Source organism: Microbispora sp. NPDC004025 (assembly GCF_053604425.1).
The window spans coordinates 112,583-127,102 of sequence record NZ_JBSGHN010000014.1 but is presented as its reverse complement, the minus strand read 5'-3'; the positions used below and the strand labels follow the sequence as shown (position 1 = coordinate 127,102).

Annotated in this window: 14 protein-coding genes; 1 reads left to right on the top strand and 13 read right to left on the bottom strand. The window is 71.4% G+C overall.

Annotated features, from left to right (window positions below):
• The first annotated feature begins 72 nt into the window (after positions 1–72).
• Positions 73–723, top strand: a complete 651-nt coding sequence (locus tag ACWEQG_RS29915; RefSeq protein WP_452289804.1) for a hypothetical protein — start codon at positions 73–75, stop codon at positions 721–723.
• 152 nt (positions 724–875) lie between these two features.
• Here the strand turns inward: ACWEQG_RS29915 and ACWEQG_RS29910 are convergent, their stop codons facing one another.
• From ACWEQG_RS29910 to ACWEQG_RS29850, 13 genes are all read right to left on the bottom strand, one after another.
• Positions 876–2,426 carry an acyl-CoA synthetase gene (locus ACWEQG_RS29910; RefSeq protein ID WP_452289802.1) on the bottom strand — a complete coding sequence of 517 codons (1,551 nt, stop codon included), beginning with the start codon at positions 2,424–2,426 and terminating at the stop codon, positions 876–878.
• A gap of 93 nt (positions 2,427–2,519) precedes the next feature.
• Positions 2,520–2,978 carry a MaoC family dehydratase gene (locus tag ACWEQG_RS29905; protein ID WP_452289800.1) on the bottom strand — a complete coding sequence of 153 codons (459 nt, stop codon included), beginning with the start codon at positions 2,976–2,978 and terminating at the stop codon, positions 2,520–2,522.
• On the bottom strand, positions 2,975–3,865 hold the full coding sequence (locus tag ACWEQG_RS29900; RefSeq protein WP_452289975.1) for an amidohydrolase family protein: 891 nt from the start codon (positions 3,863–3,865) through the stop codon (positions 2,975–2,977). Before ACWEQG_RS29900 ends, ACWEQG_RS29905 begins: the two co-directional genes overlap by 4 nt.
• 10 nt (positions 3,866–3,875) lie before the next feature.
• Entirely contained in the window at positions 3,876–4,802 is a 927-nt protein-coding gene (locus ACWEQG_RS29895) for an SDR family oxidoreductase (RefSeq protein WP_452289799.1), read from the bottom strand.
• Positions 4,803–4,932: 130 nt separating this feature from the next.
• Positions 4,933–6,180, bottom strand: a complete 1,248-nt coding sequence (locus tag ACWEQG_RS29890) for a 2-hydroxyacyl-CoA dehydratase (protein ID WP_452289797.1) — start codon at positions 6,178–6,180, stop codon at positions 4,933–4,935.
• A complete protein-coding gene (locus ACWEQG_RS29885; protein ID WP_452289795.1) occupies positions 6,168–7,277 on the bottom strand; it encodes a 2-hydroxyacyl-CoA dehydratase in 1,110 nt (369 codons plus the stop codon). Before ACWEQG_RS29885 ends, ACWEQG_RS29890 begins: the two co-directional genes overlap by 13 nt.
• Before the next feature lies 1 nt (position 7,278).
• On the bottom strand, positions 7,279–8,517 hold the full coding sequence (locus ACWEQG_RS29880; protein ID WP_452289793.1) for a CaiB/BaiF CoA transferase family protein: 1,239 nt from the start codon (positions 8,515–8,517) through the stop codon (positions 7,279–7,281).
• Positions 8,510–9,646 carry a CapA family protein gene (locus ACWEQG_RS29875; protein ID WP_452289791.1) on the bottom strand — a complete coding sequence of 379 codons (1,137 nt, stop codon included), beginning with the start codon at positions 9,644–9,646 and terminating at the stop codon, positions 8,510–8,512. Before ACWEQG_RS29875 ends, ACWEQG_RS29880 begins: the two co-directional genes overlap by 8 nt.
• On the bottom strand, positions 9,643–10,461 hold the full coding sequence (locus ACWEQG_RS29870; RefSeq protein ID WP_452289789.1) for an amino acid ABC transporter ATP-binding protein: 819 nt from the start codon (positions 10,459–10,461) through the stop codon (positions 9,643–9,645). Before ACWEQG_RS29870 ends, ACWEQG_RS29875 begins: the two co-directional genes overlap by 4 nt.
• A complete protein-coding gene (locus ACWEQG_RS29865; RefSeq protein WP_452289787.1) occupies positions 10,458–11,309 on the bottom strand; it encodes an amino acid ABC transporter permease in 852 nt (283 codons plus the stop codon). Before ACWEQG_RS29865 ends, ACWEQG_RS29870 begins: the two co-directional genes overlap by 4 nt.
• Positions 11,310–11,311: 2 nt before the next feature.
• On the bottom strand, positions 11,312–12,205 hold the full coding sequence (locus ACWEQG_RS29860; RefSeq protein WP_363473437.1) for a transporter substrate-binding domain-containing protein: 894 nt from the start codon (positions 12,203–12,205) through the stop codon (positions 11,312–11,314).
• 149 nt (positions 12,206–12,354) lie between these two features.
• On the bottom strand, positions 12,355–13,278 hold the full coding sequence (locus ACWEQG_RS29855; RefSeq protein WP_452289785.1) for a PaaX family transcriptional regulator: 924 nt from the start codon (positions 13,276–13,278) through the stop codon (positions 12,355–12,357).
• Positions 13,279–13,397: 119 nt separating this feature from the next.
• Complete coding sequence (locus ACWEQG_RS29850) at positions 13,398–14,420, bottom strand: PaaX family transcriptional regulator (protein ID WP_452289783.1); 1,023 nt, start codon at positions 14,418–14,420, stop codon at positions 13,398–13,400.
• Positions 14,421–14,520 lie beyond the last annotated feature (100 nt).

Sequence of the window (14,520 nt, the reverse complement as noted above, 5' to 3'; positions counted from 1 at the left end):
AGGTCATTTTCTTGAGCTCCGCGGGTCAGGCCGAGATCCGCGACCGGGGGAAACGCCATCGGGGGAGGATCCATGACCACGACCGAGACGACGCCGGGCACCACGACCGGCACCGCGGCCGGCACGGCCGCGACGGGAACGACGACCACCAGGGCCCGCGCGGGCCGCGCCCGGGCGACGACCACACCGCCCACACCCACGCCCACTCCGGCTCCGCCCACCGGCCCGGGCCCGGAGATGAAGGAGGGGAACCGGCCCCAGCTGGACCTGAACCTGCCGTTCCTGCGAATCCAGCTGCGGGCGCCCGAAATGCACATGCCGCACGTGGGCATGCCGCACATCAGCGGCCGCGACGTCGGGCACGCCGTGGACATGGCCCGGACGTTCCTCCCGCCGCCGGAGCGCATCATGTACTACGGCGGGCTTGGCGCGCTGGCCGCGCTCGGCATCCTGGAATGGCCCGTGGCGGCCGCGATCGGCGCGGGAACGCTGATCGCGCAGCGCGCCAGGGGCCGTGAGCAGCGCTGGTCCCCGCTCAGCGGTCCGCAGAAGGAGACCCGCGGGACGAGCACCGCCACGCCGCCGGGAACGCCCACCGCCGGGACCCCGGGCATGCCGGAGCCCGCGGCGCAGACGGCGGCCGGGAGGAGAGCCGCCACGGCCGCGGGCGCGGCGAAGACCCCCGCGGGCACCACCCGGCGCACCAGGGCCGGCGCCAAGTAACGGAGGGAGCACGAGGGAGGAGACGGTGGGCGCCTCGCGCGGGTCCGCGAGCGGCGGCACCGCGCGACGGGCGCGCCGCTGGCCCGTCGGCCTCGCCGTCGGCGGGCGGATCGGCCTCGTCCCGTCGCCCGCCGCGGACTACGGGTCCGCGGTCACGCCGGAGAAGTGGAGGTGCCGGCGCCGGGCAGCGGAAGGCCGCGCAGCCGGGGCTTCTGGATCTTGCCCGAGCCCGTCTTCGGCAGGTCGTCCGTGATGTCGAAATACGCTGGGATCTTGTACTTCGCCAGACGAGGCCGGAGGAAGTCGCTCAGCTCGCCGGCGGTGACGCTCGCGCCGGGCCGCAGGACCACGAACGCGCGGCCGACCTCGCCCCATTTGGCGTCGGGCACGCCGAGCACGGCGACCTCGGCGATGGCCGGATGCTCGAAGATCGCCGCCTCGACCTCGGCCGGGTAGACGTTCTCCCCGCCCGAGATGTACATGTCCTTGACCCGGTCGACGACGTACAGGTGGCCCTCCTCGTCCAGGACGCCGACGTCGCCGGAGCCGAACCAGCCCTCGTCGGAGAACGCGGCGGCGGTCGCCTCCGGGTCGCGCCAGTAGCCGGGCGTCACGTTCGGCCCCTGGATCAGCACCTCGCCCGGCTGTCCCACCGCCGCGTCCGTGCCGTCGGGCTGGACGACCCGCACGTTGGCGAAGAACACCGGAACCCCGGCCGAGCCCACCTTGCGCACGCTCTGGCTGGCCTCGAGGAAGGTGGCGCCGGGAGCGGTCTCGGTGAGCCCGTATCCCTGGCAGAACACCAGGCCCCGTTCCTGGTAGGTGCGGATCAGCGCGGCGGGGATCGCCGCGCCCCCGGCCATGAGGTTGCGCAGCGACGACAGGTTCGCGCCCGCCCACCGGGGCGACCGGGCGAACGCGGCGAACATCGTGGTGACCCCGAACATCCAGGTGACCCGGTGCTTCTCCATGAGGTCGTAACACTCGTCGACGTCCCACGACGGCATGATCACCGAGCGGCCGCCCTTGAGGAAGGTCGGCAGCAGGGTCTGGTTCAGGGCGGCGACGTGGAAGAGCGGGGCGCTGATCAGGGTCGTCTCGTCGCTGGTGACGTCGACGCCGAGCAGGAGGTTGAAGCAGTTCCACACGAGGTTGCCGTGCGTGAGCATCGCGCCCTTGGGCCGCCCGGTCGTACCCGAGGTGTAGAGGATGAGCGCGGTGTCGTCCATCCGCACCGGCATGTCGATCGGGGTGGGGTCGCCCTCCGCGAGCCAGCTCTCGTAGTCCCGCTCCCCCGGCCCCGGAGCATCGAGGGCCACCACCTCCCGGAGGGCGGCCGCGGTGTCCGGCAGGGTCCGGACCACCTCGGCGCACTCGGGCGCGTAGATCAGGACCTCGGCGCCCGAGTGGCCCAGCATGTACCCGATCTCGGGCGCGGCCAGCCGGAAGTTCAGCGGCACGAAGATCGCCCCGAGCAGGTGCGTGGCGAACATCGTCTCGACGAAGGCGACGTGGTTGCGGCCGAGGTAGGCGACCCGATCGCCGGCCCGCACCCCCGCCGCGCGCAACCGCGACGCCAGCCGTGTCGTCCGCTCGTGGACCTCGGCATAGGTGACGTGCCGGTCGCCGAAGACGAACGCGGTCCGGTCCGGTGTCATCCGGGCCCGGCGGGCGGGCCACCCTCCCAGTCCGGCGTTGCGCATTGGTGTTCGACCTCCTGACAGCTGGGGAGCGGGCTGAGGCGCCCAGATCGAGCAGGCGAGGCCGACCTGGTGGTCCTCGGTGGGAAAACGGCGTCAGGCGTAGTGCCGGTAGATCGCGCGGGCGACACAGGCCGGCTTGGCCGCGCCGTCGATCTCGACGGTGAAGTCCAGGTGCATCTGGACACCGTCGCCGGGGACGTCCTCGACGGAGACGACGGCGGCGGCCAGGCGGATCCTGGCGCCGACCCTGACCGGGCTGGGGAAGCGGACCTTCTCCAGGCCGTAGTTGATGCTCATCTTCACGCCCTGGATGTCCAGCAGCTCGGTGAACATCGGGATGAGCAGGGACAGGGTCAGGTACCCGTGGGCGATGGTGCCGCCGAACGGGCCGTCCTTGGCCTTGTCGGGGTCGACGTGGATCCATTGGTGGTCGCCGGTGGCGTCGGCGAAGGTGTTCACCCGCTCCTGGGTGATCTCCAACCAGCCGCTGTGGCCGAGGTCCTTGCCGGCCAGCGCCCTGATCTCGTCGAGCCCGTACGCCGTGGTGGTCATGCGTCCGTCGTCCTCTCCTGCGCGCCGAGCCCGAGCAGGCGTACGGCGTTGTCCTTCAGAATCCTGGGGCGGACCTCGGGCTTGATCTCGAGCTTGTCGAAGTCGGCGAGCCAGCGGTCCGGGGTGATCACCGGGTAGTCGGAACCGAAGAGCACCTTGTCCTTCAGCAGGGTGTTGGCGTACCGCACGAGCTGCGGCGGGAAGTACTTCGGCGACCATCCCGACAGGTCGATGTAGACGTACGGCTTGTGCGTGGCCACCGCGAGCGCCTCGTCCTGCCAGGGGAACGACGGATGGGCCAGGATGATCCGCAACTCCGGGAAGTCCACGGCCACGTCGTCCACCAGCATAGGGTTGCCGTACTTGAGCCGGATCCCGCCCCCGCCGGGGACGCCCGCGCCGATGCCGGTCTGTCCGGTGTGGAACAACGCCGGGACGCCCAGCTCCTCGATCGCCTCGTACAACGGGTACGCCACGGGGTCGTTGGGGGCGATGCCCTGGATGCTCGGGTGGAACTTGAACCCGCGCACGCCGTGCTCCTGGACCAGCCGCCGCGCCTCGCGCGCGCCCGCCCGGCCCTTCCACGGATCGACGCTGGCGAACGGGATCAGCACGTCGGCGTGCTCCGCGCAGCTCTCCGCGACCTCCTCGTTGGAGATGCGCGGGTGCCCGGTGGCGTGCTCGGCGTCGACGGTGAACACCACCGCGGCCATCTTCCGCTCCCGGTAGTACGCGGCCATCTCCGGGATGGTGGGCTGGCGGTGCCCGTGGGCCTTGAAGTAGTCCTCCGAGGCGCCGAACAGCTCGGGGCTCAGCGAGCCGTGCCCGTCCTTGGAGATCTCCGCGTGGGTGTGGACGTCGATCGCGACCAGATCGGCGACGTTCATGACGGCCATGTCAGGCTCCCTGCGCGTCCGAGGCGGGGGCCTTCGGCGCGGGGATGCCGTACGTCTCCGGCTCGGCGCCGACACCCGACTGCCAGGAGGCGGCGATGCTCTCGGCCGTCCACCCTCCGTCGGCGAACGCGACGGCCTTCTCCGCGGGGTGCGACCACAGCGCGAGGCGGTCGCCGCCGATCCCGATCGCCTGGCCGGTAACCCCCGCGGAGGCGTCCGAGGCGAGGAACACGACGAGCCCCGCCACGTCCTCGACCGTGCCCAGCCCCTCGTCCTTGCGCAGCCACTCGGGGAACGGCTTCCCGGTCCGCTCGGACTCCTCGATGATCGGCGCGAACACGGGGATCGTCTTGGTCATCTCCGTGGCCGCCACCGGGACGACCGCGTTCACCGTGATGTTCGCCCTGCCCAGCTCCATCGCCCAGGTCCTGGCCATCGCCACGATGCCGGCCTTGGCCGCCGCGTAGTTGGTCTGCCCGAAGTTCCCGCGCTGGCCCGCCGGCGAGGAGATCAGGATCAGCCGGCCGCCGGTCCCCTGCTCACGCATCCGGATCGCCGCCGCCCGCGCGCAGGTGAACGTGCCGCGCAGGTGCACGTCGATCACCGCGTCGAAGTCGTCGTCCGACATCTTCCAGAGCACCCGGTCGCGCAGGATGCCCGCGTTGGTGACCATCACGTCGAGCCGGCCGAACTCCTTCACGGCCGTGTCGACCAGCCGCTCGGCCACCTCGGCGGATCCGACCGGGGCGACGACGCTCGTCGCCCGGCCGCCGTTGCCGGTGATGGCGTCGACGACCTGCGCCGCCGCTTCGGCGTCCACGTCGTTGACGACCACCGCCGCTCCGGACGCGGCCAGTGCCTCGGCGTACGCGCGGCCGAGCCCTCGGCCCGCACCTGTGACGACGGCGACCTTGCCGGAAAGATCCATGGGACTCCCCCTGAGTTGTACGGCGATTGATTCGGAATATATGCACTCTTATGACGATCGTCAAAGATTTGCCCAACATCCGTGCGGTACGGATCCGCATGACGGAAGCGGTGCGGGGAAACGATCGTGGTCAGGCCAGGACGACGTCCTCCAGCCACTGACCGATGCGCTTGACGACCTCGTCGTCGAAGGTGCGGGCGTCGACGTTGTCGGCGTGGATCTCGATCACCGGGAACCCGGCCGCCTCCAGTGCCCTGGCGGTGAAGTAGCTGCCGCGGGGGTCGTCGGAGACCAGGTGGACCACGCCGTCGATGCCGTGCAGGCGGGCCTCCTTCACGTACCACTCGCTCGACCACGGCGGGGTGTAGAGCTGGTCGCCGAAGGCGGCGAAGCGTGCCGCCAGCGCCCGCATGGGGTCGTCGCCGTAGCGGATGTACCCGTCGGCGGCGATGGCCAGGTACATCGACCAGACGAACACCGCGCCGTACTGCTCCTGGAAGCGCTGGTAGAAGCCCATGTCGTACCAGAGGCCACGGCCGATCCACATCAGCCGGGCCCGCTCATCCGGGCACGCGGCCTGGCCCGTGTCGACCCGCTCGCGCACCTCCTCGTAGAAGCGCCTGGCGATGTCCCTGGCCCACTCGGTGCCGCGGTGCCACTGCGGGAGCATGACGCTGGGGATGCTGTCGACGACGCCGAGCGGCGCGGGCCGGGTGCGGGCGATGAGGTCGCGGGTCTTCCTGTTCCACTCCTCCTGCTCGTTGACCAGGGCCATCACCTCGCGGAAGCGGGACTCGCTGAACCGCCTGCCGGTGGTGGTCTCCAGGAACCTGACGAGGTTCTCCAGCTCCGCGGTGAGCAGGTCCAGCCTGGCCGGGCCGACGGCCTGCTCCCAGCGGTGCGGCATCAGCTCCCACCAGTTGACGGGGACCTCGTTCTCGGCGGCGTTCTCCAGCGGATAGAAGGTGACCCCGGGCTCGTGGCCCCAGATGTCGAAGACCTTGCGGGTGATGTCACCGGTGGCGTCCCCGACGACGATGTCCGGTTTCGGCAGGCCACCCCAGGGGCCGGCCTCCGGTTCGGGATCGAAGGCGGAGCCGAGGGTGACCGAGTTGTACTGCTCGGAGTAGTCGGGGTAGCCGCGCTGCCGCACCAGCTCCAGGTAGTGCCCCGAGCGCTGCTTTGCGGCGACCAGGGACGCCCACCACTGGCTGACGGCGTACGGGATGTCCATCGTGCGGAAGATCTCGTGCGGGACGTCGGCGTTGAGCAGGGCGAACGGCTCGCCGGCGGCGACCCGCCGCCGCAGGTCGGCGAACCATTCGCGCTGGTGCCTGCCCGCCTCGGCCGCCGTGGCGAGGGATTTCACACTGCGCATGGGTGTTCCTTCCGCAGGGCGGTCAGGTCGGCGCGCCCGTAGTCCTGGCGTTCCAGCAGCACGGCGGGGATGTCGAGCGCCGCGCGCTGCGCGGGGAAGTCCCAGGCCGGGGCCTCGTCGCCGATCCTGGAATAGGCGACGAAGAGCTCGGCCCGGCAGTCCCGTACGGCCCTCGCCGCATGGGCGGCGCGCTCGCTCACCGTGGCCCGGTGGGCGGTCGGGCCGCCGTGGTGGTAGTGCTCGGCCAGCGCGTCCAGGCCCGCCGCGCCGACCGGCTCCCTGAGGAAGAGGTCGCCGAAGGAGTGGTCCTCGCCGACGATCACGTAGCCCTCGGACTCGACGGCCTCGTACACGTGCGGCGTGTCGTGGTCGCTGCCGCTCAGGAAGACGCGCCGCCCGGCGTGTTCCGGGAGCTGTCCCGCCTCGGACAGCAGCCGTTCCAGCAGCGCGATGTGCTCGTGAACGGGCAGGGCCGCGTTGGCCGCCGCGAGGAACTGGCGTCCCGTCAAGCGGGCGGGCACGGCCCGGCGCAGCTCGGCGACGGCGGTCAGCAGGCGGCGGCGCTCGTCGTGCGCCGCCACCGCTCCGGCCAGGTCGAGGCGGCGGCCGGTCCAGGCCTCCAGCCTGGCCGCGAACTCGCCGATCCTGCGGCGGTTGTACCGCGCGGTCGTGCGGTGCGGCAGGTGCAGGATGTCCACCAGGTACACCTCGGGCAGTCCGGTGCCCGGCTCGACCCGGCGCAGCTCGCGCAGCGCGTAGAACAGCCGCAGGGACGCCTCGCAGTCGTGCGAGACCACGATGCGGTCCAGGTCGCCGAAGGACCCGGCGAGCAGCCGGGTGAGCACCGAGCGGGCCGCCGGGTCCACCCCGCGGCCCAGGTAGCGGTCTCCGAGCTCGGAGCCGGAGTCCGGGTCGCCCGTGAGGCGGACCGCGCGCATCCCCGCGGCGGTCAGCAGTTCGACCGGCACGTCCGCCCCGACGTAGCCGGCGACCGGCGCCCGGTCGCCGGTCGCGCCCGTCGAGGCCGCCGGAGGTGCGGCCGGAGGCGCGCCGCGCCGGGCGTAGGCCTCCTCCAGCGCGGCCAGCGCCGTGGGCATGTCAGATCACTCCCTCTTCGGCCAGGGCCTTGAGCTCGTCGTCGGAGTAGCCGAGCAGGCCGCCGTAGATCTCGGCGTTGTGCTCGCCGAGGCCGGGCGCCGGCCGGTCGAGCCCCGCCTGCGAGGCGGAGAAGCGGATCGGCACGCCGGTCCCGTACAGGTCCCCCTGGCGGCCGTGACTCGGATGCTCCAGCGGCACGACCTCCTCGCGGTCCAGCACGAGCGGGTCGCGCACGGCGTCTCCGGGCTCGCGCACCTCGGCCGCGGGGACCCCGTGCCGGGCGAGCAGATCGAGGATCACGGCGAGCGGGCGGTCCCCCGCCCACGAGGCCACCAGCTCGTGCAGCTCTGCGGCGTTGGCCACGCGCGCGTCCCGCGTGGCGTAGCGCGGGTCCGCGGCCAGATCGTCGCGTCCCATCGCCGTGAACAGGCCGCGGGCGAACGCGTCGGTGGGGCCGCACAGCGCGAACCAGCCGTCCGCGGCGGGGAACGTTCCGAACGGCGCCAGCCTGGGCACGGTCGTCCCCGTGCGCATGGGCAGGCCCAGCTTCTCGTAGGCGTCGAACGGCTCGCACGCGACCAGCGAGGTCAGCGCGCCCAGCATGGACACGTCCACGTGCTGGCCCTGGCCGGTCGCGTCGGCCCGCAGGACCGCGGCGAGCGTGCCGATCACCGCGTACAGCGGCGCGACCAGGTCGCCCACCGGCAGCCCGAAGCGGACCGGCGGCTCGCCGGGCGCGCCGGCGGTCATCATCACGCCGCTGAGCGCCTGGACGATCGTGTCCATCGCCTTGCCCGAGCCGGGACCGCCCTGCGCGCCGAAGCCGCTGATCGACGTGCAGACGATGCGCGGGTTGATCGCGGCGGCCCAGTCGTGACCGATGCCGAGCCGCGCCGTGACGCCGGCGCTGTAGTTGTCGATCATGATGTCCGCCTCCCTGACCAGACCGGCCAGGATGTCGCGGGCCTTGGGGTGCTTGAGGTTGAGCGTGACGCTCTGCTTGTTGCGGCCCCGCAGGAGCATCGACACGGACATGTCGTCGTCCCCGTGGCGCGCCAGCGTCAGCCCGTCCGCACCGAGATAGGGCGCGTTGTTGCGGGAGCTGTCGCCGCCGGTCAGCGGGTTCTCCACCTTGATCACGCGGGCGCCGAGCCCGGCCAGCAGCAGGGTCGCGTACGGTCCGGACAGTGCGGTGGTCAGATCGATCACCGTGCGGCCGGCGAGCGGACGGTCAGTCACGCAGCACCACCTCGTTTCCCTCCCAGTGGAACTCCGTCTTCAGACCCGCCTGCCGGGTGATGTGCTCGATGTACGACACGACGCGCCGCCCCTCCTCGTCGTCGCCGAGCGGCACCGGACGGCCCGCGTCGTCGATCCAGCAGGGCACGATGCCCGCCGAGACGAGGCCGGCCGAGCCTTGGCCGTCCCGGTCGAACCGGCAGACCGCGATCGCTGTGTTCCGGCTCTCGGGGTGGAAGGGGTAGTACGGCATGCCGGGGTCGGGCGCGAAGCCGTACAGCTCGACCCTGCGGCGCGCCCACTCGGCCCGTTCGCCCGCGTCGCCCGTGGTGGGCGTCAACGCGTGGGTGACGGTCACGAAGTTGCCCAGGCCGTGGTAGATCGGCCTGCCGCGGTACATCTCGACGCCGCGCATGATGTGGGCGTGGTGGGCGAACACGGCGTGCGCGCCGGCGTCGATCGCGGCGTGCGCCACGGGCCGCTCGTACATCGCCAGCACGGCGGGCGTGTGCCCGACGCCCTTGTGCATCGACACCGTCACGATGTCGACCTCGGCGGCCAGGGCCGCCACGTCCTCGGCCATCCGCTCCAAAGTGGCGGGGTCGGCGAAGGTGTAGACGGCGGGCGGCCCGCCGGGGCTGGCGTGGTCGAGTTCGTAATGGGTCAGCACCTTGACGTACGCGCAGCCGGGCTTGCGGCTGGTCGCCCAGGACTCGCGGGGACCGACGCAGTTGTAGCTGAGCACCCCTACCCGCAGTCCGTCGCGCTCCACGACGGCGGGACGGCGGGCCTCCTCCAGGGTCAGACCGGCGCCCGCCGTGGCCATTCCGGCCTCGGTCGCGTACTTGATCGTGTCGGCCACCCCCTGGTCGCCGACGTCGTAGACGTGGTTGCCCGCGAGCGTCACCACGTGGAAGCCGGCTTCGGCGACCGCGGAGAGCGCGGCGGGATCGGCGGGCGGGGCGGGAACGTCGGTGCTCACCTGGGCGGTGGACGTGCTGTGGGGCACCTCGATGTGGCCGATGACCACATCGCCCCGGCCCAGCGTCTCCCGGGCCGGGGCGAAGAAGGACGCGGGGTCGGGCTCGTCGACGACGAGGTCGCCGACGGCCATTACCGTGAAGCTCAAAAGGTGGACTCCTCCTCCAGCAGTCGTTCATCGGGGGTCTGCGCCGCGCGCCCGAAGCGCGACAGGAAGGCTTTCAGCCGGGGCGAGGCGGGGTTGTCGAAGATCTCCTCGGGAGTGCCGGTCTCGACGATCCGACCCTTCTCCATGAAGACGCACCGATCGGCCACCTCGCGGGCGAAGCTCATCTCGTGCGTCACAATGATCATGGTCATGCCGCCGCGGGCCAGGTCGAGCACCACGCTCAGCACCTCGTCCACCAGCTCGGGGTCCAGCGCGCTGGTGGGCTCGTCGAACAGCATGATCCGCGGGTTGGTGGCCAGGGCCCTGGCGATGGCGACGCGCTGCTGCTGGCCCCCGGAGAGCATCCGGGGATGGGCGTCCGCCTTGTCGGCGAGCCCCACCCGCTCCAGCAGCCGCAGCGCCTCCCGCCGCGCCTCCTCCGGCCTCCGGCCGTGGATGAGCACCTGCGCCTCGACGACGTTGCGCAGCACGGTCCAGTGCGCGAACAGGTTGAACTGCTGGAAGACCATGCCCATGCGGCCGCGCTGCGCGGCCACGCGCCGATCCGGCAGGGGGCGCAGGTGGCCTCGGTGGAACTCGTAGCCGAGCAGCTCCCCGTCGAGGTACATGGCCCCGCCGTCGATGCCCTGCAGCTGGTGGACGCACCGGACCAGCGTGGACTTGCCCGAGCCGGACGGGCCGATCACGGTGACGACCTCGCCCTCGTGCACGTCCAGGCTCACCCCGTCGAGCGCCGCGTGGTCGCCGAACTGTTTGCGCACGTCACGGATGCGCAGGACCGGCGTGTCGCTCACCGCTGCCCCTTTCCGAAGTGCTGCTCCAGGCGCCGCTGGCCGAGCGACAGGCTGATGACCACCACCAGGTACCAGGCGCACGCGACGATCAACAGCGGCACGACCTCGTAGGTCCTGTTGTAGATCACCTGCACCGAGTAGAGCAGGTCGGTCATCGCGATCACGCTGACCAGCGAGGTGCCCTTGAGCACGGTGATGAACTGGCTGCCGGTGGGCGGGACGATCACCCGCATCGCCTGCGGGAGCACGACCTTGACGAAGCTCTGCCTGGCGGTGAACCCCATCGCACTGGCCGCGTCGCGCTGGCCGCCGTCCACCGCCGTGATGCCGGCCCTGACGATCTCGGCCATGTACGCGGCCTCGTGCAGGGTGAGTCCGATGACGGCCGCGGTCAGCGAGCTGATCACGGAGTTGGTCGGCCACGAAACGAAGGTCGGGCCGAACGGCACGCCCAACGAGATCCGCGGCAGCAAGTAGCTCAGGTTGAACCAGAAGATCAGCTGGACCAGGGGCGGGATGCTGCGGAAGACCGTGACGTAGGCGGTGCACGCCCAGACCACCGGCCGGAAGCCGCTCATCCTGCCCACCTCGAGGAGCACCCCGAGAACGCTGCCCAGCACCATCGCGATGACGGTGAGCAGCAGCGACATGCCCAGGCCGCGCAGGATGTTCGGGTCGAACAGGTACCTGCCGACCACCGGCCAGCCGAATTTCGGATTGGTGACGACGAACCAGGCGAACTGCGCGACGAGCACGAGCAGCACGACTCCGGCCACCCAGCGCAGGGGCCGGATGCGCGGACGGGCGGCGGCGACGTCCACGGCCTGTGGGGCCACGGGTGGTGCCACGCTCATTGCGTCGCCGCGGTGTTCATCTTGGGCTCGGGCACCGCCACCTTCTGGAGCCCGTACTTGTCCATGATCTTCTTGTACTCGCCGTTCTTGAAGATCTCCTTGAACGCGTCGAACATGACCGGGCCGAGACCGCTGGACTTGGGCACGAGCATCGCCAGCTGGTCGACGCCGGCGCCCTGCTCGTCGGTCTGTGTGACGTAGGTGAAGGCGTCCTTCTCCTTGGAGAGCACGTCGAGCGCGGCGCTCTCGGTCATGCCGGCCGCGTCGGCCCGGCCGGACTTGGCGGCGAGAATTGTGCCGTTGGTGTCGGCGAAGCCGATGAACTCCATCGCCGGCTTGCCCTGCTTGGCGCACCATTCGGTCAGGCGCTTGGCCTGGTCCTCCACGATGCTGCCGGCGGTGCCGGCGACGCGCTTGCCGCAGAGGTCGGCCGAGCTCTTGATGGCCGAGGAGCCGGCCTTGGGGATCAGGTAGGAGGTCCGGGTGACCATCCACACGAGCGCGTCGAACTGCTTCTCACGCTCGGCGCTGTCCTTGACCGGGCCGTTGAAGGCGTCGTATCGGGAGGCGAGCATGCCGGACAGCGCCGCGGGCAGGCCGCTGACGATCGAGATCTCGGTGCGGACCCCGAGCACCTTGCCGAGGGCGTCCTGCAACTCCTTGTCGATGCCCGTGACGGTCTTGCCGTCGTTGGCGACGATCCGATAGGGCGGGTGGGAATCCCCGGCAAATCGGATGACGCCCGCTTCCTTGATGCTGTCGGGCAGGGCGTCGTACAGAGCCGTCGCGCCGGCCGGCCGCTCCGTCTCACCGTCGCCTCCACCGCAGGCTGCGACACTGGCGAGGGCCAAAGCCGCCGCACCCGCGAGGATGGTCCTGGGCATTCTCATGGTGGTCCTTCCGCGACCAGTTAATGCTGCACTTCACTTTGCGGTCGTGGGGATAAGTGTCACACCTAAGGATGCACACCTGTCAAGAGGCGGTTGTGCAGCGGAGACGTGCGGGGCGGCCGGAGCGCCGCCCCGTCGCCGGGGAGCGGTCAGGCGAGCGCGAGGATGGAGCTGGTCCGGTGATGGGCGACCAGCTCGGCCAGCTCGGGTTCGAACTCCGCGACGATCTGCTTGACGCGGAACTCGGCGAGCGGCCCGAGGGTGTCGTAGATCTCCACGAAGAGATCTCGGGCCGCGGCACGCGGCCAGTCGGCGGGCAGCAGCTCAGCGGGCAGGTCGGGGTCGTGGTTGGGGAAGGTCCGCCAGGTGTCCATGATCCCCGTACGCGCCACCAGCGCCTCGGACGCGCCCACCACGCCCCTGCGGACCCGCTCCAGAAGTGGCGAGTGCTGCGCCACGAACTCCTCGTAGGTGCGCCGGAGCTGGTCGAAGTCCCAGGCCTCCCGGGGGGCGCGCATGCCCGGCAGATCGAGGGCCTCGGCACGGAAGATCGTCGACATGGGGATCTCCAGCTCGGCGAGCACGGCCGCCGCGCTGTCGGCGTCGGCGGTCGGCGAGACCCACAACCCGTCGTAGAGCGGGGCGAAGCCGAGCCAGCGCAGCCGGGCGCGCAGCGCGTGGCGCAGGTCGCGCTGCTCCTCGGAGATGGAGAACGCCGCCATCACCCATCTGCCGTCCCACGCGCCCTGCTCCAGGCCGAAGGACATGATCCGCTGCCGCCCTTCCAGCATCACGGCGGCGGCCCGATCCGTCAGGCGATAGTAGGTGCGCCGCCCGGCCTTGGACGACTCCAGCAGGTCTCGCTTGGTCAGGCGGCTGAGCGCGGCCCGGGCCGCCACGGCGGAGACGCCGAACTCCTCGGTCAGCCGCACCAGGGCCGCGGACGGCAGCTGCTCTGGCCGGCCGATCCAGTAGTCCCCGAGAAGCGTCGTGATCAGGTGCTGCGGAGGTGCGCCCACCTGGAAGCGCGGGAAATCGAGGTCCTCTGCCTCGGACCTTTCACCATCATTCACAACAGGAGTATATGGACAACGCTTGAACGTGCGCTCGTTATCAAGATGTCATGCTTTTGAGCGACATGAAGCCGTCCGGACCGGATCTCGGCCGTGGCGGCCGCGGCGGGCGAGGAAGATCACGGGACACGACGCAGGTCGCCTCCGGCGAGGAGATTCAGCCGCTCGCGGTCCGTCGTCTCGTCGAAGCTCGTGTGCCGGCGAGTCGCCGGCGACTCCAGGGCGGACACCTGCGCGAAGGTGTGGTGCGCGGCCAGCCCGGCGAGCTCCGGGTCGAACTCGGCGAGGATCTCGCGGAACCGCCGCTCCGCCGGCTCCCCGAGCGAGTCGTAGATCCGCACGCACAGCCGCCTGGCCTCGTCGCGCGGCCAGCCGGCCGGGAGCAGCTCGGCCGGAAGATCGGGGTCGAGCGTGGGGAACACCCGCCAATCGGTCATGATCGCGGTTCTCAGCCGCAGCGCCGCGGCGGGGCGCGGGACGGACACCGCCAGCCGCTCGGCGACCGGCCGGTGGGCGTCGATGAAGCGCAGGTAGCGTTCGCGCAGCCCGGCGATGTCGAAGGCGCGGTCCAGCACCGGGTCGATGGCGTCGCCGGCGACCTCGCGGGCCCGGAACACGGCCGCCCCGCGCACGCCCAGCCTCCGCACGAGTTCGACGACGTCGTCCGTCTTGTCGTGCGGGGACACCCACACCGCGTCGAAGATCATGCCGAAGTGCAGCAGCCGCAGCCCGTCGCGGAGCGCGCGGCGGGTGTCCCGCTGGTCCTCCGGCACCGAGAACGTGACGACCGTCCACTGCCCGTCCCACTCCGGCGTGGTGGCGCCGAACGTCAGCAGCCGGCGCATGTGCGCGACGATCACGTCGTATGCCCGGGGCGGCAGTCCGTACGCGGTGGTGCGGCCGTTGCGGGAGCTGGCCAGCAGCCCCCGCGAGGCGACGCGCCGCAGGGCGGCGCGGGCGCTGGTCGCGGTGATGCCGAACTCCTCCAGCAGCCGGACCAGCGCCGCCGACGGGATGTGCTCCTGCCGCCAGAACCAGTAGTCGCCCAGCAGCGTGGTCAGCAGCCGCTGGGGTTCCGCTCCTTGCCGGGCCCTGGGCAGGGAGCCGGGTTCCGGCGACGCGGCGACCCGGCGTCCCTCCATCGTCAGACTCCTCAGCCGGTGTAGGTGCCCCAGGCGGCCACGTCCCGGAAACGGGCGCCGCTCACCAGGCTCGACCTGCGTGGATTTTACGTCACCCGGC

Excerpts from the sequence above, each read along its gene's own strand:
- ACWEQG_RS29915 (WP_452289804.1), top strand. The coding sequence starts at position 73 with ATGACCACGACCGAGACGACGCCGGGCACCACGACCGGCACCGCGGCC.
- ACWEQG_RS29910 (WP_452289802.1), bottom strand. The coding sequence starts at position 2,426 with ATGCGCAACGCCGGACTGGGAGGGTGGCCCGCCCGCCGGGCCCGGATG.
- ACWEQG_RS29905 (WP_452289800.1), bottom strand. The coding sequence starts at position 2,978 with ATGACCACCACGGCGTACGGGCTCGACGAGATCAGGGCGCTGGCCGGC.
- ACWEQG_RS29900 (WP_452289975.1), bottom strand. The coding sequence starts at position 3,865 with ATGAACGTCGCCGATCTGGTCGCGATCGACGTCCACACCCACGCGGAG.
- ACWEQG_RS29895 (WP_452289799.1), bottom strand. The coding sequence starts at position 4,802 with ATGGATCTTTCCGGCAAGGTCGCCGTCGTCACAGGTGCGGGCCGAGGG.
- ACWEQG_RS29890 (WP_452289797.1), bottom strand. The coding sequence starts at position 6,180 with ATGCGCAGTGTGAAATCCCTCGCCACGGCGGCCGAGGCGGGCAGGCAC.
- ACWEQG_RS29885 (WP_452289795.1), bottom strand. The coding sequence starts at position 7,277 with ATGCCCACGGCGCTGGCCGCGCTGGAGGAGGCCTACGCCCGGCGCGGC.
- ACWEQG_RS29860 (WP_363473437.1), bottom strand. The coding sequence starts at position 12,205 with ATGAGAATGCCCAGGACCATCCTCGCGGGTGCGGCGGCTTTGGCCCTC.
- ACWEQG_RS29850 (WP_452289783.1), bottom strand. The coding sequence starts at position 14,420 with ATGGAGGGACGCCGGGTCGCCGCGTCGCCGGAACCCGGCTCCCTGCCC.